Annotated in this window: 14 protein-coding genes; 5 read left to right on the top strand and 9 right to left on the bottom strand. The window is 59.4% G+C overall.

The genetic code is table 11. The features are described 5' to 3' along the window. Positions 1 to 43 precede the first annotated feature (43 nt). On the top strand, positions 44 to 4,168 hold the full coding sequence (locus AC5DB9_RS06660) for a response regulator (protein ID WP_273009779.1): 4,125 nt from the start codon (positions 44 to 46) through the stop codon (positions 4,166 to 4,168). Positions 4,169 to 4,252: 84 nt separating this feature from the next. After that, on the top strand, positions 4,253 to 5,140 hold the full coding sequence (locus AC5DB9_RS06655) for a diguanylate cyclase (protein ID WP_273009809.1): 888 nt from the start codon (positions 4,253 to 4,255) through the stop codon (positions 5,138 to 5,140). On the opposite strand, the gene AC5DB9_RS06650 is transcribed toward AC5DB9_RS06655, so the two are convergent. The 3 genes from AC5DB9_RS06650 to AC5DB9_RS06640 all read right to left on the bottom strand — a co-directional run bounded on the left by AC5DB9_RS06650 (position 5,137) and on the right by AC5DB9_RS06640 (position 9,666). Beyond that, entirely contained in the window at positions 5,137 to 5,979 is an 843-nt protein-coding gene (locus AC5DB9_RS06650; protein WP_273009777.1) for an SDR family NAD(P)-dependent oxidoreductase, read from the bottom strand. The genes AC5DB9_RS06655 and AC5DB9_RS06650 overlap by 4 nt on opposite strands. Before the next feature lie 91 nt (positions 5,980 to 6,070). Next, on the bottom strand, positions 6,071 to 8,668 hold the full coding sequence (locus AC5DB9_RS06645; RefSeq protein WP_273009775.1) for a TonB-dependent receptor: 2,598 nt from the start codon (positions 8,666 to 8,668) through the stop codon (positions 6,071 to 6,073). A 50-nt stretch (positions 8,669 to 8,718) separates the two neighbouring features. Next, entirely contained in the window at positions 8,719 to 9,666 is a 948-nt protein-coding gene (locus AC5DB9_RS06640; protein WP_273009773.1) for an NAD-dependent epimerase/dehydratase family protein, read from the bottom strand. Positions 9,667 to 9,912: 246 nt separating this feature from the next. Here AC5DB9_RS06640 and AC5DB9_RS06635 point away from each other — a divergent pair, with 246 nt between their 5' ends. Further along, positions 9,913 to 10,539, top strand: coding sequence for a TetR/AcrR family transcriptional regulator (locus AC5DB9_RS06635; RefSeq protein WP_273009771.1), 627 nt, complete (start codon positions 9,913 to 9,915; stop codon positions 10,537 to 10,539). Here the strand turns inward: AC5DB9_RS06635 and AC5DB9_RS06630 are convergent. Further along, positions 10,521 to 11,120, bottom strand: coding sequence for a tRNA-uridine aminocarboxypropyltransferase (locus tag AC5DB9_RS06630; protein WP_273009769.1), 600 nt, complete (start codon positions 11,118 to 11,120; stop codon positions 10,521 to 10,523). The two genes, AC5DB9_RS06635 and AC5DB9_RS06630, sit on opposite strands and share 19 nt — an antisense overlap. Before the next feature lie 92 nt (positions 11,121 to 11,212). On the opposite strand from AC5DB9_RS06630, the gene AC5DB9_RS06625 reads away from it, so the two are divergent. Next, on the top strand, positions 11,213 to 12,148 hold the full coding sequence (locus AC5DB9_RS06625) for an oxidoreductase (RefSeq protein ID WP_273009767.1): 936 nt from the start codon (positions 11,213 to 11,215) through the stop codon (positions 12,146 to 12,148). Continuing rightward, a complete protein-coding gene (locus AC5DB9_RS06620; RefSeq protein ID WP_273009765.1) occupies positions 12,145 to 12,927 on the top strand; it encodes a DUF1295 domain-containing protein in 783 nt (260 codons plus the stop codon). The genes AC5DB9_RS06625 and AC5DB9_RS06620 overlap by 4 nt, the downstream gene beginning before the upstream one ends. A 14-nt stretch (positions 12,928 to 12,941) precedes the next feature. Here AC5DB9_RS06620 and AC5DB9_RS06615 read toward each other — a convergent pair whose 3' ends face one another. The 5 genes from AC5DB9_RS06615 to AC5DB9_RS06595 all read right to left on the bottom strand — a co-directional run bounded on the left by AC5DB9_RS06615 (position 12,942) and on the right by AC5DB9_RS06595 (position 16,189). Next, on the bottom strand, positions 12,942 to 13,778 hold the full coding sequence (locus AC5DB9_RS06615) for an energy transducer TonB (RefSeq protein WP_273009763.1): 837 nt from the start codon (positions 13,776 to 13,778) through the stop codon (positions 12,942 to 12,944). A gap of 4 nt (positions 13,779 to 13,782) precedes the next feature. After that, positions 13,783 to 14,193, bottom strand: a complete 411-nt coding sequence (locus AC5DB9_RS06610) for an ExbD/TolR family protein (protein WP_022958101.1) — start codon at positions 14,191 to 14,193, stop codon at positions 13,783 to 13,785. Positions 14,194 to 14,204: 11 nt separating this feature from the next. Beyond that, positions 14,205 to 14,609 (bottom strand): ExbD/TolR family protein, encoded by a 405-nt coding sequence (locus AC5DB9_RS06605; protein WP_273009760.1) that lies wholly within the window; start codon positions 14,607 to 14,609, stop codon positions 14,205 to 14,207. Further along, positions 14,606 to 15,253, bottom strand: a complete 648-nt coding sequence (locus AC5DB9_RS06600; RefSeq protein ID WP_273009758.1) for a MotA/TolQ/ExbB proton channel family protein — start codon at positions 15,251 to 15,253, stop codon at positions 14,606 to 14,608. The genes AC5DB9_RS06605 and AC5DB9_RS06600 overlap by 4 nt, the downstream gene beginning before the upstream one ends. A gap of 159 nt (positions 15,254 to 15,412) precedes the next feature. Beyond that, positions 15,413 to 16,189 carry an IclR family transcriptional regulator gene (locus tag AC5DB9_RS06595; RefSeq protein ID WP_022958098.1) on the bottom strand — a complete coding sequence of 259 codons (777 nt, stop codon included), beginning with the start codon at positions 16,187 to 16,189 and terminating at the stop codon, positions 15,413 to 15,415. Positions 16,190 to 16,288: the final 99 nt, after the last annotated feature.

The raw sequence follows: 16,288 nt of genomic DNA, 5'->3' as shown, positions 1-16,288 counted from the left end.
GCCGGCAGTTGGCCGAATAACATAAGAAACGGGAGCCCCTGGCTTGAGAAATGCGATAAGAGAGAGTATCGACATACTGGGAGCGCGGCTGATACTGCTGGTGTTGCTGGTATTCGGTGTGGCTTTCGTCTTCCTGTTTCCGCTGTCCGAGCATTTTGCCACTGCGCGGGCAGAAGCCCGCTTAAATACCCAACTGCAACAACAATTAGACGCTCGCAGCAGCAGCTTGCGCAGTCGTATTGACTTGCTCGAGCGTGACACTCAGATGCTTTCTCAGTTGTCATCCGTGGCAGCGGTTCAGACGGCGATGGCGAAAGCTGGCGCGCTGGATGCCTCCCAGAAAGGCCGACTTCATCACGACTTCCTGTCGCTTATGCGCCAGCGGGAGGAGATTCGGCAGCTTCGCATCATCAGTGCTGTGGACCCCGGTCAGGAGCTGGTTCGGGTAGATCGACTCAGCTCGGGGGAACTGTGGCCGGTTGCTGACGCCGAGCTACAGAACAAGTCCCAGCGCGATTACTATATCGAAGCGGTATCCCGCGAGGATCGGGGCGTTTACGCCTCCGCGATTAACCTCAATCGGGAGCTGGGGCGGATCGAAATGCCCCTGGTGCCGACCTTGCGCTTAATTACTCCGTTGTTTGACGAACAGCAGCGCAAACTGGGCTTGCTCGTCGTCAATGTGGATTTCAGCTTTGCGGAGCAATTGCTCAGCAGGGATTTGCCTGTGGGGCTGGATGTCTATCTGCTCAGTCCGGAGGGTGACTTCCTGTTACACCCCGATGCCAGCAAACGCTACGCCTTTGAGTTCGGGGAGCCCTACCGCTGGGCGCAGCAATTTGATTTGCCCATGCGCAGCGACGCCGGCGCCTATACCACGGCCGACAGTCCCTGGCATGTGGCGATGCATCACATCGACTATGATCGGAATAACGCCGTCTTCCTGGCCTTGGTGGCCAATGACGATGCCATTGGCGACTACGTTGGCCACTCCCGCAATCTGAATCTGCTGACCTTCGGGGCTTTCCTGCTGCTCGCGCTGATCTTGATTCTGCAGTTCTTGGTGAATGCCCGCCGCCGGGAGGCAGCGATTGCCAATAATGCTGAGTTGCTGGCGATTATCCAGGCAAGCAATGACGCGGTCCTTGGGCTGAATAAGCAAGCGAAGATTACCAACTGGAACCCGGCGGCCGAGGCCATGTTTGGTTACAGCGCCGAAGAGGCCTTGGGTCAGTCTGTGTCGACATTAATTGTGCCCGCCGACCGCCAGAGCGAGTATGAAGAATTGAAGCGAACGCTGGAAGCCGGGCAAGCGGTGCCGCCGTTCGAGACCTTGCGCCAGCATCGTGATGGCCGTCTGATAGAGGTGTCGGTGAACGTCTCGCCGATGCGAGGTGAAGACGGCAAGGTCATTGGTGCCGCGAGTATTATTCGCGATGTTCGGGAGATGCGCGAAACACAGGCCAAGCTGCGCAAGCTCAATCTGGAGCTGGAAGAGCAGGTGGCGGAGCGCACCCGCGAGCTGCGGTCGGCGATGACCATGCAGGAGGCGATTCTCGAGCGCGCTGGCTACGGCATTGTGGTCAGCAGCCCCAGTGGGCGTATTCGTCTGTTCAACCCGGCGGCGGAGCAAATGCTCGGGTACAAGGCTGAGGAGGTGGTGGATCAAAAGCGCATCACCGACTTCTTTGTCGGGCGCGACTTCTGGGATGCGGTGGATGTCACCGCCGAGGTTCAGGGCGGCAAGCTGGATACCCGCACCTTGCTGCGTGAAGGTTTTCAGGATGAGCGCGAGTGGCGTTTTTCCCGCCGTGATGGCAGTGAATTCCCCGTGCTGCTGAAAACCAGTTCGCTGGTCAATGGCAATGATGAGGACCTCGGTTTTCTCACCATCGTTATCGACCTGACTCGCCGCAAGGCTGAGCTGCTGGAGTTGGAGCAGGCCAAGGTGGCGGCTGAGGAGGCGAGTCGTGCAAAGAGCGAGTTTCTCGCCAATATGAGCCATGAAATTCGCACGCCGATGAATGCCGTGCTGGGGATGCTCACTCTGCTCAAACAGACTGATCTCGATGACCACCAAAGTGACTATGTTCGCAAGTCTAGGGATGCGGCGGGTGCGCTGCTTGGCATCATTAATGATGTTCTGGATTTCTCCAAAATTGACGCGGGCAAAATGCAGCTCGATCCGCAGTGGTTCAGCGTTGAGCAGCTGTTGCGCGACGTTGCCAATATCCTGACTATGCAGCTGGACGAAACCCGTCTGGAGCTGCTGTTCGATATCAGTCCCGAGATTCCCGCCCGACTGCTTGGTGATGCGCTGCGTATCAAACAGGTGCTGCTCAATCTGGCCGGTAATGCCGTGAAGTTCACCGAACGGGGTGAGGTGACCGTGGGCATTATTGTGCAATACCGCGAGGGCGATAATGTGGTGCTGGGTATCAGCGTGCGCGACACCGGTATCGGGATGTCCGAGCAACAGCAGCAGCGGGTATTCAAATCGTTTACTCAGGCTGAAGCGGGCACCACGCGGCGCTACGGGGGAACCGGGCTGGGGCTGGTGATCAGCCAGCGCCTGATCCATTTGATGGGTGGTGAGCTGGAGCTGGACAGCAAAGAGGGGCGCGGCAGTGTGTTCTCTTTTTCGCTGCCGTTAAAAGCCGACGCTGAGTCGCTGGGCGAGGTACTTCAAGGCAGCGAGACGCCGCAGCAATCCCGACGGGTGTTGCTGGTGGAGGACAACACCGCGGCGCGGCAGGTAGCGGTTCGCGCCTGCGAGTCGCTGGGCTGGCAGTGTGAGGAAGCGGGCAGTGCCGCTGAGGCCTTGGCGATACTGGAGGAAAACGCCGAGTCTTTCGATGCGGCGCTGATCGACTGGGTCATGCCGGGTATGGATGGCTGCGAACTGGCCGCCAGATTGCGCGATGGCGTCGCGCCGCACTTAACACTGATTTTAGTGACCGCCCACAGTTGGGAAACCTACGATAGCGAAGGGCGTTCGCCAAAGGAGTTGTTCGACGCGTTTCTGGCAAAGCCTGCTACGGCTAGCGATATCTATCGGGCGGTTGAGGGCACACTGGATGAGCAACGGCCAGCATCGCCTGTCAAAACAGATGAGCGTCCGGCGGTACAGTCGTTGCGCGGACTGACGATTTTGCTGGTCGAGGATAACCCCACCAACCAGCAGGTCGCGAGAGAATTGCTGGCCTTGGAGGGCGCGCAGATCGTGCTGGCGGAAAACGGCCGCATCGCCGTGGACCTTCTTCGCGAGCGGCAGGATTTTGATGTGGTGCTGATGGATCTGCAAATGCCGGAGATGGACGGCTTTACCGCCAGCCGCAAGATTCGCCAGGAACTTGCACTGACGTCGCTGCCGATCATTGCCATGACGGCCAATGCCATGCCCAGCGATCGCCAGGCCTGCCTCGATGCGGGTATGGATGATCACGTTGGCAAGCCCTTTGAGTTGCCGGTGCTGGTTGCCAGTATTCTCAATGCTTGTGGGCGCAAGCCGCTTGCTTCGGTGCCTGAGCGTGTGGCGCATGACGTTGATGAGTCGGAGTCCGGGAGTCTGCCGTCGCCGCCAGGCTTTGATCTTTCCGCTGCGCTGGAACGCATGGGAAACAAAAAGTCACTGCTGATGGAGCAGTTGGCCTATTTTGCCGAGCATCACTGCAATAGCTTTCAGGCGGTAGACAGCGCGCTTGACGCTGGCGATCGTGATATGGTGGCGCGCCTATTGCACGGTTTGCGCGGAGCGTCTGCAACGCTGGGCGCAAATGCGCTGGCCGACAGCCTGCTCACAGCCGAGCGGCTTTGTCGGGACGAGGAGCAGGACCCGCGTGCTGCGATTAATGAAGCGCGAGTGCTATTGGATGAGGCTTGTTCGGTGTTCAAGGGGGTGGCGCGGGATAGCGGCAATGATAGCCGTGAGGCCGACATCAACACTGTCGATGAACAGGCGATGAAAGCTCTGGCCAATGAGCTTCAACAGCTCTTGAAACAGAACAATATGCGGGCAGTGGCCGTGTACCGCCAGATCAAAACAAAAGGGATGGGGCGACACCCCGTAATGAGAGAGATAGAACCCGCCATGAATCAGCTGAATTTCAGCGCCGCTGCAGAAACCTTGGGCCGTTGGCTTGCCGCGCAGTCGGAGCAAGGAGAGTAAATGCCGAGACCTTTCGCCACACACAGTGACGAGCTGATGGCCTGACCTACACAATCTGTCGAGCACGTTCCTCGCTTGTTGATTGTGGACGACGAGCCGGTGAATATTCATTCGCTCTATCCCCTATTCGCTGATGACTACGAAGTGTTTATGGCCACCAGCGGGCAGGAAGCGCTGGCGATGTGTCATCAGAACCAGCCTGATCTGGTGCTGCTTGATGTATTGATGCCGGATATGGACGGCCTGGAAGTCTGCCGGCAGCTCAAGGCTGAGTCGGATACTGCGGCGATTCCGGTGATTTTCGTGACCTCGCAGCACAGCCCGGAGGAAGAATCGGCCGCGCTGGCTGCCGGGGCTGTGGATTTTATCAGCAAGCCGGTGAATCCCGCCGTTGTTAAAGCGCGAGTAAAGACCCATCTGACGCTGAAATGGCAGGCGGATACCCTGCGTAATCTGGCGTCGATGGATGGCCTGACAGGCGTGCCCAACCGCCGGGTTCTGGATGATCGCCTGCGCGCCGAATGGCGATCTTGCCTGCGTAATCGCAAAGCCCTGTCGCTGCTGATGATCGATGTCGACCAATTCAAAAGCTACAACGACCACTACGGTCACCTGCAGGGTGATGAATGTTTGAAAGCGATTGCCAAAACGCTGAGTCAGAATGTTGAGCGCGGTCGCGATGTATTGGCCCGTTTTGGGGGGGAAGAGTTTGTCTGCCTGCTGCCCGAGACGGATCACGCCGGTGCCATGCACCTGGCTGAGCGGCTGCGTCAGGCCATTGAGTCGCTGGCGATTCCCCATGAAAAGTCAACGGTGGCCGAAGTTGTCACCGTCAGTCTTGGCTTGGCCACCCAGATCCCGCTGGAAGACGGTGAAGGTCTGCCGCTGCTGATGGCGGCCGATGAGCAGCTGTATCGCGCCAAGCAACATGGGCGCAACCGGGTGATGAGCGCCTGCGACAAGATGAACTAAGGGCGGTCGGTTAGCGCCTCATTGCGACCGCTCACGCGCTCATAACTTTTCGCCAGCGCGTATGACACTGCAGCGGGAAACAGTTTGCTCAGCAGGCTATACAGCCTGGCATCGACGCCGATAAAACGCTGCGCCTGATTGCGCTCCAGGGCGGCCAGGATTTTCTGCGCGGCTTTGGCCGGCGCAATACCAAAGCGCTGAGCCAGCGCCATATTGGCCTCGGCTTGAGCAATATCATCCGACTCGCCCAGTGTGGCCTGAATCATCTGGGTGTTGATGGCGCCGGGGTTTATGCAAGTCACGCCAATATGCTGGCCGCGCAACTCGGCGCGCAGCGATTCACTGTAGGCCTGAACGGCGGCCTTGCTGCTGCTGTAGGAACTCTGGCTGGGCATACCGTAGCAGGCCGCCATGCTCGACAGGTTCACGATATGCGCGCCACCGGTGGTTTTCAGCATTGGCAAAAACGCCTTGCAGCTATTCACCGTGCCCCAGAAGTTCAGGTCAAAGACACGCTGCCAGTCGGCCTCGCTGTGTGTTTCTACACTCTTCTGCAGGGTGATCCCGGCATTGTTAATCAGCAAATGCAGCGCTGAGTGCTGCTGGCGTACGTCCTCTGCCAGTGCCTGAATCGCGGCACGGTTGCGCAGGTCCACGGTGTGACAGCTCACGCTCAGTGTCGGGCCGCGAAGCTCCGCCGCCAGCGTTTCCAGTGCCTGCTGATCGATATCGACCAGCGCCAGATGACAGCCGCGCGCAGCCAGTGCTCTGGCCAGCGCACTGCCCAGCCCGCCTGCCGCGCCGGTAATCAGCGCGGTTTTTCCCGGTTCCAGTTTCATGGTGATGGCTTCCAGCTAAGAAAAAAGGGCAGCCTCAGCGGGTGAAGTCCGAGGTCTGCCCAAGGCTCTTTCGAGCACCTATGAAAAACGCTTAAAAGGTTTTGCGCACTTCCACGCCATACATGCGCGGCTCGCCCAAGACACTGGTGAAGGTGCCGATGCTGTCCCCGGCTGACACCGCGCCGATCTCATAGCGTTCGTCAGTAAGGTTTTTGACGTAGGCGGCAATACTCAGGTCGTCCTCGTGGTTGCTCCAGCTCACGCGAGCGTCGAGCAGGACATAGGCATCGGCGTAAGACAGTGCCTCTTTGCGTTTGGCGGCTTCCCAGGCACCGCGATCCAGCCCGAGATACACATCGCTTTTATAGCTGGCGTCCAGGCGCGGCACGAAGCGGCCGATGTCGGTGTTCAAGGTGTATTGAATACCCAGCGACGCGGTCTCTTCGGGAGAGACGGCAAACTCTTCGTCAGAGCGGTCTATCGGTACATACTCACCGCGCAATGCCAGCGACTTGAGGTCGTTATCCATGAACTCTTCGTAGCGATAGTTGTTGTTGCTGTAGGTGAGGTTGATCATGGTGTTCATGCTCGGGAACCACATGACTTCCAGCTCAGCCCCTTCAATCACCGATTCCCCGGCGTTCTGGGAGCCCACTACCAGCGTGTTGTTGGTATCGACGTTGACGGTGATCAGGTGCATGTTTTTGAAGGTCATGGAATAGGCCGCCAGATTGACTCGCAGCGAGCGCTCCAGAGCGTCGATCTTGATGCCGATTTCGCGGTTTTCCAGTTCTTCCGGCTCCACTACGCTCAGGCCGTCGAGGCCAAACGGTTCCTGAAAGCCTGATTTGAAGCCATTGCTCCAGGTGGCGTAGACCATGGCGGAATTGATCAGGCTGCCATCCAGCATTTCCTCCGGGAAGATATACGCGGCAGAGGCCATCGGGGTGAACTGGCGGAAGGTGTCTTCGCGGGTGTCGATCTTGGCATCGCCCAGCGGCGCACGAATATCGCCGGGAAATTGCTCGCGCAGTATATTGTTGGCAATGGTGAGCGGGTCCTGCGACCAGCGGCCGAGAAACGCCATGGCGCCCATCGACGGCAGCAGCGGAATAAAGCGCGGATCGGCGCCACTGACGATCGATGTGACTTCCTCCAGGTCGGCGCTGCGGGTCACCAGGTAGGAGTCACGGGTTTCCTCGGTGTAGCGTCCGCCCAGTGTCAGCTCAAAGTGATCGGTGACATGCCAGGTTGCCTGGGTGAAGGCGGCGAAGGTCTGGCCGTCGATTTCAAAATCCTGCACGGTTGCCAGTGGCAGGGCGGCGGCAACCAGCGGCACGGTGCCGCCGGGGATGAGTCCGGTGACCGTTTCCAGTAAATCCGTCAGGGCGGCAATATCAACGCCCGCCTGCCCGGCGGCGAGGCCGAGGAAGTTAATCGGCTCCGAGCCCACCAGTGGGTTGGCGGTATTGAAACGCTCCGATTTGTACTCGTCCTGATAGAAAATACCGGCAGCATAGTCGACGCTGTCGAACAGTACGCCGTTAAACTGCAGTTCCAGTGTCAGTGACTCCTGAATGCTGTCGCCCAGCAGGTCGGCGCGCAAGAACTCGGCGGGGCCACCTTCGTCCGCCGTTGTCTGCGGGTTCATCTTGGTCGCATCGCGATAGCCCAAAATGGCCTTCATGCTGTGGTTGTCGCTGAACTGATAATCAAAGGTCAGTCCCAGCATCAGCTCGTCGTTGTCTTTGCGCTGTCGCTGGCTATCCCCCTGATTGGTGTGCAGGTCCGGCTGCGCGTCGCGGGCATTGGCATTACAGTTGTCGACGTAGGCCGAGGGGTTGTTCGGATCGGTATCGCCCGGCCAGAGAATGCCCAGTCCATTCACGAACAACGCGTCTTCGTTATTGATGCGGCAGTGATAGGAGGGGAAGTTTTCGCGGGTGCGGCCGACAAAGGCAAAGGCATCGACCGTCAGCTCGTCACTGGCCAGCCAGCGACTTTGAAAGATCGCCGACAGACGATCAATGGACTGGTTCTCGCGTCCGGTAGCGTCTTTCAGAAAGCCGTCTCGACGGCGGGTGTTGACCGATACCCGGGTAAACAGCTCGTCGTTGATCGGCATGTCGACGGCCGCCTGCAGTCGCTGCTCGTTGTAGTTGCCCAGGCCGGCATCAATATAGCCGCCAAATTCCTCGCCCGGTTTGGTGAGCGTAAACACCAGTGCACCGCCGGTATTGTTCTTGCCGAACAGCGTGCCCTGTGGGCCGCGCAAGACCTGCACGCTGTCGACATCAATCGTGTCCAGCAACTGCCCGTCGGGGCGGGGAATAAAAATGCCGTCCAGATACACGCTGACAGAGGGATCAAAGCGGGCGAAGGGCGCGCGCTGACCGATACCGCGAATAAAGATCTGCGGAGAGGTACTGTTGTTGATCTGCAGACTTGGCACTGACTTACTCAGCTCTTCCGCCGCGAGAATGCCCTGCTCGCGCAGGCTGTCGCCGGTGATGGCGGTCACCGCAACCGGCGTTTCCTGAATACTTTCCGCGCGTTTCCTTGCGGTGACGACGACCTCCTCGATCAGGCCGCTGGCGCGCTGCTCGGCGGCGTCCAGTGCCAGGGGGGTAGCGCCAATGGTCATGCATGCCACAGCGAGTGGCAGCGGGTAGCGTTTGTAGTGATGCATGGTCGTCCCTTTAGAATTATCAGTATGCATTGCGTTGTGGAATGGCGTGGTTAGAGCCGTCGGAGCAGTGCGGGCAGCAGCGGCCTGAGCAGCGGTCTGACCGGACTTGTCCAGCGGCGGATAGGGGTAAATTTGTCCCGGAGTTCCTGTTGATAATCGGCGAAACTGTGTTGCTGAAAGTCCAGCAGCGCCTGCGCTTCGCGCGTGTCCATCCAGTGGGTGTAGTAATTGTTTTCGCCGTGAATACCGGGCTTCTGCGCAAGGCCCAATGCGGTAAACGCGGCATTCATAAACGCGTGATGAGTAATCTGGCAGCTCTCGCCGCCGCCCAGCAGCAGGATCTTGTGCCGGGCTTCCGGCGTGTTAAGCGCATTGGAAATAGCGCGGGCGACGTCTTTGGGATGGATGTATTCCATGGGCGTGTCCGGGTGTACGCCCAGCAGTTGGCGCAGCACCTGGCGCTCAGTTTTCGTAGTGCGGGCATCGACCGACACGCCCACACGCATAATGATCCAGGGAAGCGCGCTGCGTTGCAGGTAGTCTTCCACCAGCAGTTTGTGCCGGGTGTAGTGGTCTGAGGCTTCCACCGGGTCGTCACTGCTGCGCGTGGGATTGTGCCGTTGGGACGGGCCGAACACGGTGAGTGATGACGGAAAAATAAACAGTGGCGGGGCCGTCTGTCGGGCCGCGCAGTCGATCAGCGCCTTCGCTGCATCAACGTTGACGGCTTCGGCCAGTGCGGGTTGCTTGTCGGTATTTGGAGGCAGCAGCGAGGCCAGATGGACAATTGCCTCCACCCCCTCAGCCAGTCCGGGCAGAAATTGCGGCTCGCAGATATTGCCAAAGACGATCTCGCACTGCCCGCTAAACCGGGCGGCCTGTTTTCGCTGCTCCTCGCCATCAAGATCGGTGCAGCGCAGCTCATGGCCGTCGGCCAGCAAGCGCTCAAGGCAGAGCAGCCCCAGATTGCCGAAGGCGCCGGTAAGCAGTACTTTCATCGCAGGTCGGACCCTTGCTGCTTGGGGCGGACCGCAGTAAACGCATGAACAGACATGATGATGGCGTTGTCCCTGTTGTTATGGTGGTTGCTGTGTCGAGTGTTATGTCGAGTGTTGTATCTATGTCGCGATCACGGTGGTGGTGATCGTCCTGTGCTTTTATTTTTTGTGTAGTGTGTTTACATAAATTTCCGGTGAAGATATATAATCATCTTATATAAGTCAAATATATGAATGGGAGGCTGGATGAGTGCCAGTCAGGAAAAGGCGCCGCCCACGCGATTGACGCAGGCGCAGCGGCGGCGGCAGACCAAAGAAAAAGTCCTGCGCTGTGCGGCCGAGCGCTTTGGTCGGTGCGGCTTTGCGGAAACATCGCTGGCGGACATCGCCGAGGATGCGGGGATTACGGTGACGCCGATTTACCACTACTTCGGCAACAAGCTGCAGCTCTTCACGGCGGTGACCGAGTATTACGAAGATCGCCTCGCCAGCCGCATGGCCGCCATGCGTTCTCGCGGCTCCTGGGTGCTGCCGGACGTGTGGGAGCTATTTCTGAATGTGATGCAGGAGCCGGGCTTCAGTCGTGTGGTGCTGATGGATGCCACCCACGTGCTCGGGCGCGAACGCTGGCCCGAGACCTCCGTGTTTCGGGAGGTAAAGTCTTTACTGGGGAGTGCGAAGGCGCCGGTCGAGGCCCATCTTGCCGGGCAGTTCAGCGATGCTGAATCGGAGCTGTTGATCCGCATGGTCATTTCGGCGCTGGCCGAGGCCGCGCTGACACTGGCTGCTGATCCAACGCTGGACGCCCGCAGTCTGATGACACGCTTGCTGGCGATGTTGGGGCTGGATCAGGTTCAGCTTTTGTCCGAGTAATTGCGCCGGTAAGTGTCTTCACCCATGGCGCGAATTTGCTGGTCGATCATCAACTCGAAGGCACCGAGAATCGCGTCGTAGTCGCGGTTACCGTGCAAGGCATTCAGTGCCTGTGCGGCGGCTTCGATGGTCGACAGGCCATCGGCGCGGGGCGATTTGCGAATGCGATAGCGGCTGGGCTGGTCTACGTTCAGTGCCAGTCGCGGCAGCGCATTGAGCCAGGGGTTAAGGTGCAGCAGCTTGGCAGTTTTCCGCCAGGTGCCGTCGAGAATAATCAGCTGTGTGATGTCAGCGGCATTGGCCTCGCTCGTACTCATGGCGGGTTCGCCGGGATACAGCAGCAGGCTATGCTGTTGCCAGTCATGGCCGAGCAGTGATTCGGGCTCGAAGTGCTCGCCGACGATCAGGCGACTGCCGGGAATAGCGCGTGCCAGCAGCGGCGCCGACGACAGAGCGTGGCGAGCTTCTTTGGGGTGCTGAAGAAGGGTCAGACGATAGTGGCTGTGGCGTTGAACCATAGCCTGACAGAGGCAGGTGCTCAGTGGGCGATCACAACCTTGGCAGAGTGCGCGAGAAGTCACAGCGGAGCCTGTAGCGAATTTTCGGCTACTATATCAGTCGTCCCCGGACTCGCTCCAGCCAGCGAATTGCCGGACACATAAGGATAATGAATATGGGCAAATGGATGCCGGCCTCGCTGCCGGACCTTTCAGGGAAGCGGGTGCTGATCACCGGCGCCAACAGCGGTATCGGCTACCAGTCAGCGCTGATGTTGGCGCAGTGTGGCGCCAAGGTATGGCTGGGTTGTCGAAGCGCCGAACGCGCGGAGGCCGCCGTGCAGCGTTTGGCGAGCCGCGTGGGCTCACGCGATTCGCTGCTGGTCTTGCCGATGGACCTGGCCTCGCTGGACAGCGTGCGACAGGCCGCGGACAGCTATCTGGAATCGGAGCAGTCGCTGGACCTGTTAATCAATAACGCCGGGGTCATGGGCCTGCCTTTACAACGCACGGCCGCGGGTCACGAAATGCTGTTTGCGGTGAATCACCTTGCCCATTTTCTGTTGACTGGTGCACTGCTGCCCGCATTGCAGGCCGCGCCTGCGGCGAGGGTGGTGACCGTTTCCAGTCTCGCCGCCAAGCGCGGCACACTGAATTTCAACGACCTGAACTGGGAGCGCGAACCCTACAGCAAGGTCGCTGCCTACGGGCGTGCCAAGCTTGCCAATCTTTGTTTTGCTACCGAGCTGCAACGCCGACTCGCTGCCGCAGGCAGCCCGGTGATCAGTCTGGCGGCACATCCGGGGTATGCATCGACCAATGTGGCCTTTGCCGATAGTGGGCAAGCCAGTGTGAGCCGACGCCTGTGGCAACACATCGCTCGCCTCGGTAATCTGTTGCTGGCCCAGAGCGCAGAGCAGGGCGCCTTACCCAGTGTCTATGCCGCTACCGTCGATACCCTGCGTGGCGGCGAATATATCGGCCCCGCCGGTCCCTTCCAGTTCCGTGGTTCTCCTAAACAGCTTGCGGTGCTCAAGGCTGCCACCGATCGCGCCGTCGGTGGGCAGTTGTGGGAGCAGTCAGAACAACTCACAGGGATGCGCTACTTATGACCATCGCCGCGTTTTATAACGATTTGCTGTTGGCCTACGCGATCATGTCGGTACTGGTATTTGTGGTGCTGCAGTGGATAGTGAAGGCCGCCTACGGTCGCCACAACGACGGTAATCTCGCCTGGTGGTGGGGGCCGGGAATTCCCACGCGCTGGTCATGGGTGATGATGGAGGCGCCGTCATCCATCGGCTTCGCGGTGATCTTCTTTATGGGCGAACACGCGCTGACGCCCGCGCCGCTGCTGCTGTTTGCGCTGTGGCAGCTTCACTATTTTCATCGCAGCTTTATCTACCCCTTCAAGCGCAAACTGAAACCGGCCGATAAGACGCCACTGCTGATTCCGGCGCTGGCGGTGCTGACCAATCTGGGTATCGCCTTCCTCAATGCGGCCATCTTGTCGTGGTCTGAATTAGGCGCAGATTATGGCCAGTGGCTGGTCGATCCCCGCCTGTGGTTGGGTGTACTGATCTTTGCGCTGGGTTTCTGGGTCAATCGTCGCGCCGATGCCATGCTGGCGGCGCTGCGTAAGCCGGGGGAGAGTGGCTACAAGATTCCCCGAGGCTGGTTGTACAACTATATCTCCTGCCCCAACTACTTCGGTGAAATTCTGATCTGGACAGGCTGGGCGATTGCCAGCTGGTCATTGGCGGGGGCGGTCTTTGTTTTGTGGACCGTGGCGAATTTGCTGCCGCGCGCACTGAGCAATCACCGCTGGTATCACGAGACCTTTGACGAATACCCGGCGAAGCGCCGGGCGCTGATTCCCGGTCTGCTATAGCGGGCGCCGCCGGATCAATATCGAGACAGCAGCGAATACTCGACGGGGACCACGAGCGTCAGGGTGTCACGGCCGAGATCATCCGGAATACCGGGAACCGGGTCGGCATCCTGAAGCACTTTCAACGCCGCCTCATCCAGGCGGCGGTGGCCGGAACCGGTATGGATGCTGGCGTTGGAAATGCTGCCGTCTTTGGCGATCGTGAACTTGAGTTTCACGATGCCCTGTTCTTTGTTTTTCTTGGCGATTTTCGGGTAGCGCTTGTGGTGGTTCAGCCAGGCCATCAGCGTGCTGAAATAATCGCGGGCCGCGCCGGGGCGGCCGCCGAGTTTTTGTTGGCTGCCCGACCCGGTGGCTTTTCGGGAAGCCTGTGACTGGGTGTCATTGGGCGCGGCGCTGGCAACGGTGTTTTGCTTGGGGGGCTCAGCGGCGGGCGCGGGTGACGGCGACTCTGCCGTCGGCGGCGTCTCGCTGTGTTGATAGTCCGCCTCCGCCGGGCTGGGCTCAGCGGTTTTTGCGACGACGGGCGCAGGCGCTTTGGGTTTGGGCTTAGGTTTGGGTTTCGGCTCCGGCTTGGGTTTTCTTGCCTCTTGCTTGGCTTTTGCTTCCCGCTGTTGACGCTCCCGTTGTTTCTCGGCTTCCGCTTCCTGCTGGCGTTGTTTGGCTTTCTGTCTGGCAACGGCATCGGTGTAGGAGCCGGCCATCCCCAGGCCGATCTCAAATCCGTATTCGCCCTCGCCAATGGCGCCGCCCTGATGTGGCGCGGGGCGCGATTGCCAGTATCCAATCGCGAGACCGCCGTGGATTAACAGCGATACCGCAATCGCAATGGGCCAGGAGATACGGGGCATGAGCTCAGTTCGCCCCTTTCTTGGTGTAGAGACTGGTGGTGGCGTTGCTCAGACCGCGCAGTGCCGCCAGCAACGTGTCCAGTTGCGCGGCTTTGAGTTCTCGGTCGGCCTGCAGGGCAATATTCAGCGGCTGCTCTGCGGGCAGCGCCTGGAGCTGCTGCTGGATGTCTTCAATGCTGGTGGGGGTTCCGAACAGATAGGTCTGGCCGCTGCGGTCAATCTGAATGGCGATGGCCTTGGGCGGCGTCGGTGTCTCCAGATTGGCGTCGGGCAGGGTGATGTCGCCGACCAGTCCGGCGCGCATCTGTCCTGCGACCATGAAGAAAATCAGCAGCAGGAAAACAATATTGATCAGCGGGATCATATTGTCGTCGCTGCTGCCGCGGCGCAGTTTGCTGTGGAGGAGTGAATTCATCGGCGTAAAACTTATAACTGGCTACTCTGGCCGAGCGAGATCTGAGTAATCTCCGCGTGGCGCAGCGTGGCGATACTGTCGAGGATTTGCTGGACGGTCAGCTCGGCATCGGGAATCAGTGTGACCAGCGCCTTGGCATCCAGTCGCAGCAATGCCTGATCCAGCGGCTCGGCACCGCTGCGCTCGCTGCCTTTAAAGACGGCAGCTTGTCCGTCGCGCATCAGCAGTAAAAACTGCATGTCCTTATCCTGTGTGGCGGCAACGCTGTCGCCGCCGACGCTGGCCTTAATCTGCTGGCTGTTCCACTTTGTGAAACTGCTGGTCAGCATGAAAAACATCAGCAGGATAAATACCACGTCAATCAGCGCCGTCAGGCTGATGGCTTTGCGCGGGCGCGGCGGCAGCAGGGCGTTCATTTTGCGTCTTGCTTCTTCGCCTGTGCTTTGGGCAGTGACGGTGCCAGGGTCAGCACGCGTTCTACCGCGTCCTGAATACCGGCGCTTTCGTTTTCGACTCGGCGCTCCAGCCAGCTATGCGCCAGGGATACCGGGATGGCGACCGCCAGACCGACAGCGGTGGTCAGCAGCGCCTGCCAGATACCGCCAGACAGAACCGCCGGATCAACCTGTTCGCCAGCGGCTTCCATTGCCTTGAATGCCTCAATCATGCCGAGCACGGTGCCCAGCAGGCCGAGCAGTGGGGCCAGCGTGGCAATCACTTCCAGAATGCGGAGTTGGCTGCCCAGCTCAAGCACCCGGCCACGGGCGCGCCGGAAGGCTTCTTCGCGCTGTTGCGCTTCGCTGAGCCCGGGAATGTTCAATGTTTCCAGCGTGTCGCGAATTGCACTGGAGCGCGGGTTTTTGGCGCCTTTGACCAGCAGCAGAGCCTCGTTCACATGGTGTTCTTGCAGGCGATGTACGGCGTCTTCTGCACTGCGATCGGAGAGCTTCAGTTGCCCCCAGAACTGCCAGATCTTGAGCAGGACGACGGCGAGGCTGACGATGGAAAACACGCCGAGTATCCAGACGACCGGGCCGCCGGTGAGGAGAAGATTAAACAAAGGGGACACCGTTGAACTCCCTAGTGCTAGCGCTGCCAATAAGTAAAATGATAACGATTCTTATTATATGTTCTGTTTGTGCTCGCGCGCAAGGCCTATGTGTTAGAGCGGTGAGGGAGCCCGCCAGTTGATCTGGCGGAGAGCGTATGGATAGCGTCGTTAGAGTTCGGTGCTCAGCTTGGCTTCGATATCCGCTTTGCAGCGGTACAGGCCTTCGCGTATGTCGGACTCAATGGCAGGGACACGGGCCGACGGCAATACCACAGCCACGCAGTAGCGCCCCTGATAGGTTTCGACGGGAATGCCGAAGCCGGTTATGCCAATGGTGTGCTCGTCGTAGTCGGTCGCGATGCCCGATTGGCGCAGGGTTTTCAATTCCTTGAGCAGTGCCTGGCGACTCCGTGTGTGTACGGTGAGCTTGGGCATGTCCTCCGGCAGCAGGCGCTCTACCTCCTCGTCATCCATGTCCAGCAGCAAGGATTTACCCGACGCCGTGGAGTAGATGGGGATTTGCATCGTGCCGACGGGAAAGACAATGCGCAGTTCGCGCTCGGCGGTAATCGTGTCGGCAACAATGACCTGGCTGCCGCTCAGTCGGCAAAGTGCTACGGATTCGCCGAGTGTACTGTGCAGGGCCTCAAGGTGCGGCCGAATCTGCGAGATGATGTCGCACTGGGCCTGGAATACCAGACGACTGACCTCGGGCCCCAGGCGCAGGCCGCCGTTCTGGCTGAGTGATTCCACCAAGCCCTCTTGCTTCAGTGCATTGACGATGCGCTGCACCGTCGAGCGAGGCAGATCAATGTCTTTGGCGATGGCACCCAGACTCATCCCGCTGCTGTGTTCGCTCAGTGCTCGCATGATCGCCGCCGCTCGGGCGATGACCTGAATGCCGCCGGGTGAGTCTTCGCCCGAGGGGCGTCCGTTGTTTGCCATGGCGCGTTGCTTACTCCTTTAAATCTCGTGTCACCACCGCAGCGTCTGCGGGGCGGAGAGCCTGTGTTTTTAGAATTATGCCTTGTTGGTGTCGCGCAA

It is taken from the genome of Spongiibacter sp. (genome assembly GCF_984394615.1).
Note: the sequence above shows the minus strand (reverse complement) of the source record. Positions and strands in the feature narration are given on the sequence as shown.

Bases quoted from the DNA above. Each gene is read 5' to 3' on its own strand.
- AC5DB9_RS06650 (WP_273009777.1), bottom strand. From the start codon at position 5,979: ATGAAACTGGAACCGGGAAAAACCGCGCTGATTACCGGCGCGGCAGGC.
- AC5DB9_RS06645 (WP_273009775.1), bottom strand. From the start codon at position 8,668: ATGCATCACTACAAACGCTACCCGCTGCCACTCGCTGTGGCATGCATG.
- AC5DB9_RS06640 (WP_273009773.1), bottom strand. From the start codon at position 9,666: ATGAAAGTACTGCTTACCGGCGCCTTCGGCAATCTGGGGCTGCTCTGC.
- AC5DB9_RS06635 (WP_273009771.1), top strand. From the start codon at position 9,913: ATGAGTGCCAGTCAGGAAAAGGCGCCGCCCACGCGATTGACGCAGGCG.
- AC5DB9_RS06625 (WP_273009767.1), top strand. From the start codon at position 11,213: ATGGGCAAATGGATGCCGGCCTCGCTGCCGGACCTTTCAGGGAAGCGG.
- AC5DB9_RS06620 (WP_273009765.1), top strand. From the start codon at position 12,145: ATGACCATCGCCGCGTTTTATAACGATTTGCTGTTGGCCTACGCGATC.
- AC5DB9_RS06615 (WP_273009763.1), bottom strand. From the start codon at position 13,778: ATGCCCCGTATCTCCTGGCCCATTGCGATTGCGGTATCGCTGTTAATC.
- AC5DB9_RS06610 (WP_022958101.1), bottom strand. From the start codon at position 14,193: ATGAATTCACTCCTCCACAGCAAACTGCGCCGCGGCAGCAGCGACGAC.
- AC5DB9_RS06605 (WP_273009760.1), bottom strand. From the start codon at position 14,609: ATGAACGCCCTGCTGCCGCCGCGCCCGCGCAAAGCCATCAGCCTGACG.
- AC5DB9_RS06595 (WP_022958098.1), bottom strand. From the start codon at position 16,189: ATGGCAAACAACGGACGCCCCTCGGGCGAAGACTCACCCGGCGGCATT.